We start from the raw sequence: 12,711 nt of genomic DNA, 5'->3' as shown, positions 1-12,711 counted from the left end.
GGTCCCCAATCAGAAGAACGTCGGCAGCGCGCCCCTGGAGAAGGTGCGCCACACCCATACTTGCGCGCCCACGAGGATCGGGGCGATCGGCACCACCATGACACTGAGCACACTCAGTGTCTGATCCGGGGCGGCGTTGCCGAGCATGTGGCCGGTCGCGGCCGCCATGACCAGCACCGCGGGCGCGGCGGCGGCGCAGGCCGACAGCAGCAGCGTCCGCCCGGTGCCCGGCGCGCCCTCCTGGAGCCGCCAGGCCGCGAAGGCGCGGCCGTGCCAGGCGAGCAGCGCGAGCAGCGCCAGGCCCCCCGCCACGGCGGGCACGTCGAAGGGCGAGGCGGGCAGGCCGCGCACGACGGCCATCAGGATCGCGCCCCAGGCGAGCGCCAGCCCGGCCGAGCCCGCCCACAGCGCGCCGTCCCACACCAGCCGCCAGGCGGCGCCGCCGGCCCTGCGGCGGAACCACAGCCCCGCGTCGCGCACGATCCAGGCCAGCAGCAGGGCGACGACGAGGGGATACATGCGGCTGAGCGCCCGGCCCTCCAGCACGGGGAACGCGCCGAACAGCACGCCCGCGAGCGCGACCAGCCACACCTCGTTGGCGAGCACGAACGGGGCCATCGCGCCGACGAGGCGGTCGCGGGCGGCCGGGGTGCGGCCCAGCACGGGCAGCAGCACGCCGAGCCCGATGTCGAAGCCCTCCAGGGCGAAGTAGCCGGCCAGCAGGACGGTGAACGTCAGGAACCAGAAGATGTCCATGGGAAGCGTGTCCTCTACAGCGAGGGGGCGGGGACGGACCCCGCGGTGACGGGAGCGTCCGCGGCGCCGAGCATGACGCGTCCAGGGCCGCGCCGTACGGCACGGGCGATGAGGACGTAGTCGACGAGGGCGAGCAGTGCGAGCACGCCGGCGAATCCCGCGAAGGAGGCGGTGATGTCCGCCCGGGTCAGCCCGGGGGTGAGGGCGTCGGCCACGGAGAGCTTGCCGTAGACGAGCCAGGGCTGGCGGCCGACCTCGCGGACGAGCCAGCCGGCGATCGCCGCGACGAACGGCAGCGGGGTCATGAGCATGAGGAACGGGTGCAGCCGGCGTGAGCGGGCCAGCACGTCACGGATGAGCAGCGGCGTCAGCACGAACATCACCCCGAACTGGCCGAGCTGCCCGATCATGATCATCAGTTCGAGCGAGACGCCGGGGACCGCGCCGTGGAACTTGTCCGGCTGGAGGGAGCCGACCGGTCCGAACTGGGCGTACCCGAACCCGACCGTGAACAGCGACCCGACGAAGGCGGTCAGCACGCCGATGCGCAGCGACCGGTAGAAGAACTCGCGCTCGGGGGTGCGCCGGAACAGGTGGTAGGCGCTGGCGCCCATGACGACGAACCCGCCGGCCCACAGGCCGGCGCTCAGCACGTGGGGGAGCGAGAAGACGAGGGCCGTGTTGGTGAACAGGGCGCCGAAGTCGCGCAGCACGAGCCGTCCGCCCACCTCCTGTGATCCTGCCGGGTTCTGCAGGAAGGAGTTGGCGACCATGATGAACAGCGCCGAGGCGTACGCCGTCAGCGTCACCAGCCAGATGCAGGCCACGTGGAGCCCGCGCGGCAGCCGGTGCCAGCCGAAGATCCACAAGCCGAGGAACGTGGACTCCAGGAAGAACGCCAGCAATGTCTCCATGGCCAGCGGCGCGCCGAACACGTCGCCCGCGTAGTGGGAGAGCCCGCTCCAGCTCAGCCCGAACTGGAACTCCATCACGAGCCCGGTGACGACGCCCAGCACGTAGTTGATCACATAAATCTGCCCCCAGAAGCGGGCCACCCGCTCGTACAGGGGTTTCCCGCCGATGGCATAGCGGGTGTGCATGATCGCCACCAGTGGGGCCAGTCCCAGCGTGAGCACGACGAACAGGAAATGGAGTGCTCCCGTGACCGCGAACTGCGCACGGGCGAGATCGACGACGTCCATGATTTCTCCATGCGTAGGCTGTCTACATATAGACAGCCTACATGTAGACTCGACGCATGACTAACCGGGATAGGCTGCGGCCGTGAACGCCGATGCGCTCCGGGGCCATATGGACGCCCTGCTGCTCTCCGTGCTGGAGCGTGAGCCGCTGCACGGCTACGCGATCATCGAGGCGCTGCGCGAGCGCAGCGGCGGTGCGCTCGACGTGCCGACGGGCACGGTCTATCCCGCGCTGCGCAGGCTGGAGCGCGCCGGGCTGCTCGCCGGCGAGTGGGCCTCCGACGGAGGCCGCAAACGGCGGACCTATCGCCTCACCGACGCCGGGCGCACGGCGCTGGCGGGGGAGCGGTCGGCCTGGCGGTCGTTCACGACCGCGATAGGGAGGGTTCTCGACCCGCTGCGCTGAGCGCGGAGATCGCCCGGGTGCAGCGCAGGCAGTGCGCGGCGTTGTACAACTGGGCGATCGCGCACGCGTAGCTGACCATGGCCACGCCAAGGCCGGGCAGGTAGTCGGTGAACCCCACCGGGCCCTGCGAGGCCACCGCCAGCGTGATGCCCATGACCCCGATCAGCGGCGTCTGGATCCAGACGAACACCCCGAGCCACCGGGTGAGCCGTTCGGGCCCGGGGACGTGCCGCGATCCGCGCCCGAGCGCGAGCAGCGCGAGGCCGCCCACCACGCCCACGCCGAGCTGGAACGCGTCCACCGTCCTGGCGAGCGGCCCGAACCACACCGGCTTGATCTGCTCGATGTGCGGGCTCTCGGGGAAGATCCGCCAGATCACCGCCCACAGGAACGCGGTCAGCGGCACGCTGAGGAACAGCAGCACCGCCGTCCGCCTGCCCTGGCTCACCGCCAGCTCCCCCTGGAAACCCGGCGCGATCTCGGCGACGGCGCCGAAGTCGGTCACCGCCAGCCGTTCCGCCTCGTCCCGGGGGAGACCCTCGGCCTCGTACGCCTCGGCCGCGTCGAGCAGGCTGTCGCGCGCCTCGGCCAGCAGGTCGCGCTTGGCCCGGCCCGGGCCCCGCAGCGTGTGACGCATCGACGCGACGTACTCGTCGATCGGACCCGCGTTCCTCATCATCCCTCCCCGGTCTGCCGCAAGCGTACGGGCGGGACGTGCCGCCCGCATCAGGGGCATCCCTGACCCGGGCCTAAGGTCCCACCCGGTCCGAGCCGTACGGCACTGCCGTCGCGGGGGCGGCGGGCGCTTTGCTTGAGCAGGCGGGACGGGCAACGAGACGGCCGGCGAAGGCCTCCGGACGGGCAAAGGGGATGAGCGGCACCGCTCCGGTTCGCAGATACGCTGTTTCGAGGTGAACCCCGCCCCCAAAACATGGCCCTGTCCCTTTTGCGGCGCGAGGGACACGGGGGTTTTCTGGGTACAGGGATGCTCATGGGCGGTGTCTTCTGACCGTTTCGCCGCGGCAACACCCTGTTAACCCTGGTCGGCGAGACTGAGAGCGGAGAGCGAGGCGGAACGTGAACCAGCCGAAGATCGTGGTGGGCATCAACGGGTCGATGGCGTCGCAGGCCGCACTGCGGTGGGCCGCCGCCGAGGGTTCGCTGCGCGGCGCGCGGGTCGAAGCGGTGTACGCCTGGGAGTGGACGGGCGGGCTGCACGCCCACTACGCGCCGATCGCGAGCCGCACCTCACGGGAGGACGAGCGCAGGACCGCCCTCGACATCGCCGCCCAGGCCGTCGCCGAGCTCGGCGAGCGTGACGTCGAGCCGGTCGTGATCGAGGGGCCGCCCGCCCAGGTCCTGCTCCGCGCGACCGAGGGCGCCGACCTGCTGGTGCTGGGCGCGCACGAGGCCGAGTCGGAGCCCTACCCCGTGCTCAACCCGGTCGTCTCCGCCTGCCTGCTGCGGGCCAGGTGCCCGGTCGTCGTCGTGCTGCCCGGAATGGAGCACGACCGCCGTCCCGGGGTGCTCGCCGGAAGCCGGTCCTGACCCCTGTCTGATGCCGGGGGCCGGACGTCCTCCCGGTATCGGGACTTTCCGCCCTGCCGGAGCGCACGGCACGGGCGGACTCTGAGCGTATGGACCCCAGCAGCCCGGTCGACGCCCCGGGCATCGTCGTCGGGTACGACGGCTCCGACTTCGCCATGCAGGCGCTCGACTGGGCGATGGACGAGGCCGAGTTCCGCGGCTCGGCGATCACCGTCTGCCATGCCTGGCAGTCGCCGTACGGCACGGACGACGAGGAGGCGCGCCGGTCGCTGCAGCACGCGGCCGAGCACGTGCTGTGGCACGGCGCGGAGTGCGCCCGGCAGTGCACGAGCGGCGTCCGCGTGCGGGAGGACCTGTTCGAGGGGCCGGCCTCCGACCGGCTCGTCGCGCTGTCGGAGACGGCCGACCTCGTCGTCGTGGGATCGCGCGGCCTGAGCGGCGTGGCCCGGCGCGTGATGGGGTCGGTCGCGGGGCACGTCGCGACGCACGCCCTGTGCCCGGTGATCGTGGTGCGCGGCCGGGGGCCGCTGCCGCATCGCAGGCACCCCGGCCCGATCGTCGTGGGCGTCGGCGGCGGCGACGACCACGTCCTCGCCTTCGCCTACCACGAGGCCGCCCTGCGCGGGCTGGAGCTGATCGCGGTGCACGCCTGGCGCTACCCGGCCGCGGCCTGGAGCGCGGGCATGGCGCCCATGGTGATGTCCGACGTCCCCGGCAGGGAGGCCGTCGAGGCGCTGGAGGCCGCCGTGAAGCCCTGGCGCGCGCGATATCCCGAGGTGCGCACGCTGCTCAGGCCGGTCGAGGGGCCCGTGCTCGACGTGCTGGCCGGCGCCTCACCCGGCGCGACCATGCTGGTCGTCGGCGCGACCCGCGCCCGTGGAGTGCTCGGCAGGCTCGGGTCGGTCACCCGGCCGCTGATCGACGCGGTCACCTGCCCGGTCGCCGTCGTCCACTGCTGAAGCGCGGCGGCCGCGTGAGGACCGATCCATCCCGGATCGCGCCGCGCAAGGGCAGCAGCCCTACGGTTGCGACGTCTGCTAATCGGCAAATTCATACAAGTTTGTGATAAAGACACTTTTTGGTCCTGGTGTCGAGGTGATCTCCCCCTAAAGTCCGGGGCATGCGTGCTCTATCCCGGGCCTGCCCCGATGACCACCCCGGTGGCCGCGACTCGAGACGCGGTGTCGGCCGCGCCGCTCGCGCGGTCGCCGCGTTCGCGGCCGCAGGCCTCCTGACCGCCGGAGTCACGGTCGCGTCGACGTCGCCAGCCTCGGCCGAGCCGGGCGACGTGGTGATCAGTCAGGTGTACGGAGGCGGCGGCAACTCCGGCGCCCCCTACACCAACGACTACGTCGAGCTGTTCAACCGCGGCACCGCCGAGATCTCGCTGGACGGCTGGTCCCTCCAGTACACGAGTGCCACCGGGACCGGCCAGTTCGGCTCCCAGAAGCAGAACCTGTCGGGCTCGCTCGCCCCCGGGCAGTATCACCTGATCCAGCTCTCCGCCGGAACGACGCCGAGCGGCCCCCTGCCGTCCCCCGACACCGTCGGCACGCTGAGCCTGAGCGCCACGGCCGGCAAGGTCGCGCTGGTCCGCTCGACCACCGGCCTCGCCTGCAACGGCGGCTCCTCACCGTGCACCCCCGAGCAGACCGCGCAGATCGCCGACCTCGTCGGGTACGGCACGGCCAACTACTTCGAGGGCTCGGCGGCGGCCCCGGGCCTGAGCAACTCCACCGCCGCCGTGCGCGCCGGCGGCGGCTGCGCGGACACCGACGACAACGCCGCCGACTTCACCGCGGGCACGCCCGCGCCGCGCAACACGGCGACGCCGCCCGCTCCGTGCGGCGGCGTCTCCCCGTCGCCGTCCGCGACCCCCTCCGCCGGCCCCTCCGCCTCGCCGTCGCCGTCGCCCTCCCCGTCGCCCACGCCCACCGGCGATCCGTGCGACGTGCCGGCGAACCGGCAGATCGCCGAGGTCCAGGGCAGCGGCGACGCCTCCCCGCTCGCCGGGCAGACCGTCCGCGTCGAGGGAATCGTGACCGGCGACTTCCAGACGACCGGTCAGCAGAGCGGCTTCTACTTCCAGGACCCGACGCCGGACGCCGACCCGGCCACCTCCGACGGCCTGTTCGCGTTCGCGCGGGACACCCTGAAGGACGTGAAGGTCGGCGACCGGGTGCTCGTCACCGGCCGGGTCACCGAGTTCAACGGGCTCACCGAGCTGTCCCCGGTCACGGTGGTGGACGTCTGCGGCACCGGCACGATCACGCCGAAGGCCTACGACCTGCCGCGGGCCGGCGACGACACCTTCGAGCCGTACGAGAACGTGCTCGTGACCTTCCCCGAGGCGCTGACCGTGACCGACCACTACAACCTCGGCCGATACGGCGAGGTGACGGTCGCGGCGGGCGGCAGGCTGTTCCAGCCGACCGACCGCAAGGGCGTGGACCCCGCGCTGGACGCCCGCAGGACGCTGCTCGTCGACGACGGCTCGAACACCGAGAACCCGGCGACGATCCCCTACACGAGCCCGGAGGTCGTCCGGCTGGGCGACACCGCGAAGGGGATCACCGGCGTGCTGAGCTACGGCTTCGGGGCCTACCGGCTGGAGCCGACCAAGCCGATCACCTTCCAGCGGACCAACCCCCGCATGCCCGCGCCCGCGCCGGTCGGCGGGAACGTCCGCGTCGCGAGCCTCAACACGCTCAACTGGTTCACGACGCTCGGCTCGCGCGGCGCCAACACGGCCGAGGAGCAGCAGCGGCAGCTCAAGAAGATCGTCGCCACGCTCAAGGGCCTGAACGCCGACGTCGTCGGGCTCATGGAGGTCGAGAACAACGGTCAGACCGCCGTCGACGCGCTGGTCGCCGCACTGAACGCGGAGGTGGGCGCGGGCACGTACGCCGCGCTGACCCACCCCTACCCGGGCACCGACGCGATCCACGTCGCCGCGATCTACAAGCCGGCCAAGGTGACCCCAGTCGGGGCGACGCGGTCGTCGGCCGACCCCGTCTTCCGGCGGCCGCCGCTGATCCAGACCTTCCGCCGGGTGGGCGGCGGCCAGCCGTTCACGCTGCTCGTCAACCACTTCAAGTCCAAGGGCTGTGACGCGGAGGCCCCCAGCGGCGACACGGACCAGGGCGACGGCCAGGGCTGCTACAACGCCGAGCGCGTACGGCAGGCCAAGGCCGTGCTCGGCCTCATCGGCTCGATGGACCTGCCGAACCCGCTGGTGATCGGCGACCTCAACGCCTACGGCGAGGAGGACCCGATCCACACCCTGGAGAAGGGCGGCCTGACCAGCCTGTCCAAGCGGTTCGTGCCCGAGGACCAGCGCTACAGCTACCTGTTCGGCGGGCTGTCGGGCGAGCTCGACCACGCCATGGCCGGCAAGCAGCTGACCAAGCGGGTGACCGGGGCGACGATCTGGCACGTCAACTCCGACGAGTCGCGCATCCTCGACTACAACCTGGAGTTCAACCCGCCGAGCCTCTACCGGCCCGACGCGTTCCGCTCCTCCGATCACGACCCGTTGCTGATCGGGCTGGAGCTGCCCGGCGGCAAGCCCTGACGACCGGCACGCGAAGGGGCCCCCGTCGCCGGGGGCCCCTTTCCGTTCGTCAGGCGTCGGGATCGACGATGTCCCGCTTGGTCTGGGGCGGCTCGCCCGGCTTGCCGCCGAGACGCGGATAGCGCAGGTCGAAGGCGGGCCGCTCGGAGCGGATCGACGGCATCGACAGGAAGTTGTGGCGCGGCGGCGGGCAGGACGTCGCCCACTCCAGCGAGTTGGCATGCCCCCACGGGTCGTTCACCGTCACCTTCTCGCCGTGCCGTACGGTCCACCAGATGTTGTAGAGGAACGGCAGGGTGGACAGGCCGAGCAGGAACGCGCCGAGGCTCGACACCTGGTGCATCCAGGTGAAGCCGTCACTGGCCGCGTAGTCGCCGTACCGCCGCGGCATGCCCTGCGCGCCGAGCCAGTGCTGGATGAGGAACGTCAGATGGAACCCGATGAACAGCATCCAGAAGTGGATCTTCCCGAGCGGCTCGTTCAGCATCTTCCCGGTCAGCTTCGGCCACCAGAAGTAGAAGCCGGAGAACATGGCGAACACCACCGTGCCGAACACCACGTAGTGGAAGTGGGCGACCACGAAGTAGGTGTCGGTCACGTGGAAGTCCAGCGGCGGCGACGCCAGGATCACCCCGGTCAGCCCGCCGAGCAGGAACGTCACGAGGAAGCCCACCGACCACAGCATGGGCGTCTCGAACGTGAGATGGCCCCGCCACATCGTGCCCGTCCAGTTGAAGAACTTCACTCCGGTGGGCACGGCGATCAGGAACGTCATCAGCGAGAAGAACGGCAGCAGCACCTGGCCGGTGGCGAACATGTGGTGCGCCCACACGGTGACCGACAGCGCGGTGATCGCGATCGTCGCGCCGACCATCCCGACGTACCCGAACAGCGGCTTGCGGCTGAAGACCGGGATCACCTCGGTGACGATGCCGAAGAACGGCAGCGCGATGATGTAGACCTCCGGGTGGCCGAAGAACCAGAACAGGTGCTGCCACAGCATCGGGCCGCCGCTCGCGGGGTCGTAGATGTGCGAGCCGAGCTTGCGGTCGATCTCCAGCGCCAGCAGCGCGGCGGCGAGCACCGGGAAGGCCAGCAGCACGAGGATCGAGGTGAAGAACACGTTCCACGTGAAGATCGGCATCCGGAACATCGTCATGCCCGGGGCGCGCATGCACATGATCGTCGTGATGAAGTTGACCGAGCCGAGGATCGTCCCGAGGCCCGACAGCGCCAGCCCCATGATCCACAGGTCCCCGCCGAGCTGCGGGGTGAACGACGCGGACGACAGCGGCGTGTAGGCCGTCCAGCCGAACGTCGGCGCGCCGCCCGTGAGCGACGACGCCAGCACCATCAGGCCGCCGAACAGGAACATCCAGTAGCTGACCATGTTGAGCCGGGGGAAGGCCACGTCGGGCGCGCCGATCTGCAGGGGCATCACCGCGTTGGCGAACCCGGCGAACAACGGCGTCGCGAACAGCAGCAGCATGACGCTGCCGTGCAGCGTGAACAGCATGTTGTATTGCTGCAGCGTGACGAACTGCATGCCCGGTTCGAACAGCTCCGCGCGGATGACCATGGCTTCCAGGCCGCCGACCAGGAAGAAGAAGAACGCGGTGATCATGTAGAGATTGCCGATCACCTTGTGGTCCGTGCTCGACAGCCACGAGACGAGCAGGGCGCCGGGGCCCTTCTGTCCCGTCAGGTCGGTCGGCCGTACGGCGTGAGTCGTCATCGGCGTGCTCCTTCTACGTCAAGGAGGTCTGCTGCCCAATCACACGAGGCTCATCGCGAAATGGAATGCTGGGATCGACCGGCTGGTTATGCCCGCTGAAGACCGAGCGAAAGGAGTCGCCCGTGGCGACCATCGAGGTAACTGAGAAGAACTTCAACGACATCGCCGACAATGGCATCGTACTGCTCGATTTCTGGGCGTCCTGGTGCGGCCCCTGCCGGTCGTTCGCGCCGATCTTCGAGAAGGCGTCCGAGGAGCACACGGACATCACCTTCGGCAAGATCGACACGGAGGCGCAGCCGGGCCTGTCGGAGGGCTTCGAGATCACCGCGATTCCGACGATCATGGCGATCCGCGACGGCATCGTGGTGTTCGCCCAGCCGGGCGCCCTTCCCGCGCCCGCGCTGGAGGACCTGATCAGCCAGCTCCGCGCGCTCGACATGGACGCCATCCGCGCCCAGATCGAGGCGGAGGCCAAGAACTCCTGAGGCAGCGGGCCGCGCCCCCGGAAACGGAAACCGCCGTCACCCCGTCCGAGCGATCGGAGGGCGACGGCGGGTTCAGCGGTCCTGTGCCGGTGCCGGTCAGCTCGACCGGTAGAGCTCCGCGACGCGGAAGGCGAGGTCGAGCGACTGGCCGCGGTTGAGGCGGGGGGCGCAGGCGGTCTCGTAGCGCAGCGCCAGGTCCTCCTCCACGATCGCGTGCCCGCCGCCCACGCACTCGGTGACGTCGTCGCCGGTGAACTCGATGTGGATGCCGCCGGGGTGGGTGCCGAGCGCGTGATGCACCTCGAAGAAGCCCGCGACCTCGTCGAGCACGTCGTCGAGGCGGCGGGTCTTGTGCCCGCTCGGCGCCTCGAAGGTGTTGCCGTGCATCGGGTCGCACACCCACGCCACGGTCGCGCCGCTCGCGTTGACCTTCTCCACCAGCGTCGGCAGCGCGTCGCGGACCTTGCCCGCCCCCATCCGGGTGATGAAGGTGAGCCGCCCGGGCTCGTTGTCGGGGTTGAGCTTGTCGATCAGCGCGATGGCCTCTTCGGGCGTGGTCGTCGGGCCGAGCTTCACGCCGATCGGGTTGCGGATGCGGCTGAAGAACTCGACATGCGCCCCGTCGAGCTGGCGGGGGCGCTCGCCGATCCACACCATGTGCGCCGACACGTCGTACGGCAGGCCGGTGCGCGAGTCGATCCGGGTGAGCGCCCGGTCGTAGTCGAGGATCAGGGCCTCGTGGGAGGAGTAGAACTCCACGGTGTGGAACTCCTCCGGGTCGGCCCCGCAGGCCCGCATGAACGAGAGCGCCTGGTCGATCTCCCGGGCGAGCTGCTCGTAGCGCCGCCCCGCCGGGGACTCCGCCACGAAGTCCTGGTTCCACGCGTGGACCTGGCGCAGGTCGGCGTAGCCGCCCTTGGTGAAGGCCCGCGCGAGGTTCAGCGTGACGGCGGAGGAGTGGTAGGCGCGCAGTAGCCGGTTGGGGTCGGGACGGCGGGCCTCGGCGGTGAAGTCGAAGCCGTTGACCATGTCGCCCCGGTAGGCCGGCAGCTCCAGGCCGTCGCGGATCTCCGTGGGCTTGGAGCGCGGCTTGGCGAACTGCCCGGCGAGCCTGCCGATCTTGACGACCGGCACGCGGCCGGCGTAGGTCAGCACGATCGCCATCTGCAGCAGGGTCTTGAGCTTGTTGCGCACGTTCTCGGCCGTCGCGCCCGCGAAGGTCTCGGCGCAGTCGCCGCCCTGCAGGACGAACGCCTCCCCGCGCGCCACGGCGGCCATGCTCTCCTTGAGCTGGTCGCACTCGCCGGCGAACACGAGCGGGGGCAGGGACGCCAGCTCCGCTACGACCTTGTCCAGCTCACCGCGGTCCGGCCAGTCCGGCTGCTGGGCCGCGGGAAGATCACGCCAGGCGTCCAGGGCAGGGCCGCTCACGGGGTCGAGGTTCGTTGCGCTCACGGGAACCAAGGTTATTGCACCCGGTCCTGTGCGGGCCCCGTCCTGTCCATTTGCTGAGATCTTTTTTCTCGCAGCGGAAGACGTACGTGCTCGGGCAGGACGCCGAGACCGATGAACCGCGGCACCAGCGAGCGCACCGCCGGCACGCGGGTGAGAGCCGGGATCCGCCCCACGGGACCGGCGAGCGTCGGCCGGATGAGGCGGTCCTGCACCACCCGCTGCGCGGTCTGCACGACGATCGTGGGCACCTTCCTGCGGCGCTGGACCCTGGCGAGCACGGCGGCGGGCACCCGGCCGCGCAGCAGGGCGGGCCCGACGACGTTGGCGGCGGCGACGGCGTCCGCCACGGCGAGGTTGATCCCGACGCCGAAGACCGGCGACATCGCGTGGGCCGCGTCGCCGATCAGCAGCAGCCCGGGCAGGTGCCAGCGGGTGAGCCGGTTCACCTCGACGCTCAGCACACCGGTCTGGTCGAAGCCGTGCAGCTCGCCGGTCCTGCCGCCGAGGAAGGGCAGCAGCCGTCCCACCTCGCGGCGCAGCTCGCCGACGCCCTTCGCCTCCAGCGCGGCGAAGCCGCCCTTGGGGATGATGTAGGCGAGCTGCCAGTAGGTCTCCCTGTTGATCGCGACCATGAGCCGTCCGGCGGACGCCCGCAGGAACGGCTGCTCGGGATCGCCCTCCGCCCGCGGCAGCCGGAACCACACGACGTCCATCGGGGCGCCGAAACGCTTGGGCGCCAGCCCGGCCGCCCGGCGCACGTCGGAGTGCCGGCCGTCGGCGGCGACGGTGAGCACGGCCCTGATCTCGTGCTCCTCGCCCCGCTCGTCGCGGTAGCGGACCCCGCGGACCGCGCCGTCGTGCCGTACGAGGTCGACGACCTTGGCGTTCATCAGGAGGTGGAAGTTGGGATAGGCGGCCGCCTCGCGGGTGAGGAGGTCGAGGAAGTCCCACTGTGGGACGAAGGCGATGTACTGGTACTTCCCCGGCAGGCGCCGCAGGTCGGCGATGGGCACCTCGCCGTCGTCGGTCCGCATGGACAGCGTGTGCGCCTTGCGGTGCGGCAGCCGGTGGAACGCCTCGCCCAGGCCGATCTCGTCCAGGATCTGGAGGGTCGAGGGATGGATGGTGTCACCGCGGAAGTCGCGCAGGAAGTCCGCGTGCTTCTCCAGCAGAGTGACATCGACGCCCGCGCGTGCCAGGAGCAGTGCGAGCATGGCCCCCGCGGGCCCGCCGCCCGCGATCACACATGTCGTCTCCATAATTCATCACCCGCTGAAATTGTCTCACGCGGGGGGCCGGGCCGCCAGATGTGGGCCTACCGGAGCGCGTGCGGGACCGCTATTTTGTGATCAATGGAGTCGGCCTTTATGGAGTCCGCTGTGAGTGCTCGTGTGAGTCACCTGCCCCGCGTCGCGGCCGGGACGATGGTCCTGTCCCTCGTGGCCTCGCTGACCGTAGGGGCGCCCGCGGCCCTCGCGGCGACCGGCGACTCCGAGCCGCACACCGGCAACGGGTGCGGCTCGCAGTCCCTCACGCTGGAGGCGTGA

12 protein-coding genes are annotated in these 12,711 nt (G+C 70.9%); 6 read left to right on the top strand and 6 right to left on the bottom strand.

The window, feature by feature from the left end:
- Positions 1-9: 9 nt before the first annotated feature.
- Positions 10-756 carry a cytochrome d ubiquinol oxidase subunit II gene (locus tag FLV34_RS08240; protein WP_147942777.1) on the bottom strand — a complete coding sequence of 249 codons (747 nt, stop codon included), beginning with the start codon at positions 754-756 and terminating at the stop codon, positions 10-12.
- A 14-nt stretch (positions 757-770) separates the two neighbouring features.
- Positions 771-1,958, bottom strand: coding sequence for a cytochrome ubiquinol oxidase subunit I (locus FLV34_RS08235; protein WP_147942776.1), 1,188 nt, complete (start codon positions 1,956-1,958; stop codon positions 771-773).
- Positions 1,959-2,040: 82 nt separating this feature from the next.
- On the opposite strand from FLV34_RS08235, the gene FLV34_RS08230 reads away from it, so the two are divergent.
- The gene (locus tag FLV34_RS08230) at positions 2,041-2,364 is read left to right on the top strand and encodes a helix-turn-helix transcriptional regulator (protein WP_142623248.1); all 324 of its coding nucleotides are present in this window, start codon (positions 2,041-2,043) and stop codon (positions 2,362-2,364) included.
- On the opposite strand, the gene FLV34_RS08225 is transcribed toward FLV34_RS08230, so the two are convergent.
- Positions 2,324-3,040 carry a permease prefix domain 1-containing protein gene (locus tag FLV34_RS08225; protein WP_142648383.1) on the bottom strand — a complete coding sequence of 239 codons (717 nt, stop codon included), beginning with the start codon at positions 3,038-3,040 and terminating at the stop codon, positions 2,324-2,326. The genes FLV34_RS08230 and FLV34_RS08225 overlap by 41 nt on opposite strands.
- A 401-nt stretch (positions 3,041-3,441) precedes the next feature.
- Here FLV34_RS08225 and FLV34_RS08220 point away from each other — a divergent pair, with 401 nt between their 5' ends.
- The 3 genes from FLV34_RS08220 (at position 3,442) to FLV34_RS08210 (ending at position 7,486) form a co-directional block, all read left to right on the top strand.
- The gene (locus FLV34_RS08220) at positions 3,442-3,912 is read left to right on the top strand and encodes a universal stress protein (protein WP_142648296.1); all 471 of its coding nucleotides are present in this window, start codon (positions 3,442-3,444) and stop codon (positions 3,910-3,912) included.
- 89 nt (positions 3,913-4,001) lie between these two features.
- Entirely contained in the window at positions 4,002-4,871 is an 870-nt protein-coding gene (locus FLV34_RS08215) for a universal stress protein (protein WP_142648297.1), read from the top strand.
- 161 nt (positions 4,872-5,032) lie between these two features.
- Entirely contained in the window at positions 5,033-7,486 is a 2,454-nt protein-coding gene (locus FLV34_RS08210) for an ExeM/NucH family extracellular endonuclease (RefSeq protein WP_147942775.1), read from the top strand.
- A gap of 49 nt (positions 7,487-7,535) precedes the next feature.
- Here FLV34_RS08210 and ctaD read toward each other — a convergent pair whose 3' ends face one another.
- Entirely contained in the window at positions 7,536-9,221 is a 1,686-nt protein-coding gene (gene ctaD, locus FLV34_RS08205) for a cytochrome c oxidase subunit I (RefSeq protein WP_142648299.1), read from the bottom strand.
- Positions 9,222-9,343: 122 nt separating this feature from the next.
- Between ctaD and FLV34_RS08200 the strand changes: the two genes are divergently transcribed.
- The gene (locus tag FLV34_RS08200) at positions 9,344-9,709 is read left to right on the top strand and encodes a co-chaperone YbbN (RefSeq protein ID WP_142648300.1); all 366 of its coding nucleotides are present in this window, start codon (positions 9,344-9,346) and stop codon (positions 9,707-9,709) included.
- Between the two features lie 96 nt (positions 9,710-9,805).
- On the opposite strand, the gene FLV34_RS08195 is transcribed toward FLV34_RS08200, so the two are convergent.
- Entirely contained in the window at positions 9,806-11,140 is a 1,335-nt protein-coding gene (locus tag FLV34_RS08195) for a class II 3-deoxy-7-phosphoheptulonate synthase (protein WP_147942804.1), read from the bottom strand.
- Positions 11,141-11,175: 35 nt separating this feature from the next.
- A complete protein-coding gene (locus tag FLV34_RS08190; protein ID WP_147942774.1) occupies positions 11,176-12,423 on the bottom strand; it encodes an FAD-dependent oxidoreductase in 1,248 nt (415 codons plus the stop codon).
- Between the two features lie 120 nt (positions 12,424-12,543).
- On the opposite strand from FLV34_RS08190, the gene FLV34_RS40285 reads away from it, so the two are divergent.
- The gene (locus tag FLV34_RS40285; protein WP_168065994.1) at positions 12,544-12,711 is read left to right on the top strand and encodes a hypothetical protein; all 168 of its coding nucleotides are present in this window, start codon (positions 12,544-12,546) and stop codon (positions 12,709-12,711) included.

This window comes from Microbispora sp. CSR-4, assembly GCF_008033685.1.
GTDB lineage: Bacteria > Actinomycetota > Actinomycetes > Streptosporangiales > Streptosporangiaceae > Microbispora.
The sequence above is the reverse complement of the archived record's forward strand: the minus strand, read 5'-3'. Positions and strand labels throughout refer to the sequence as shown.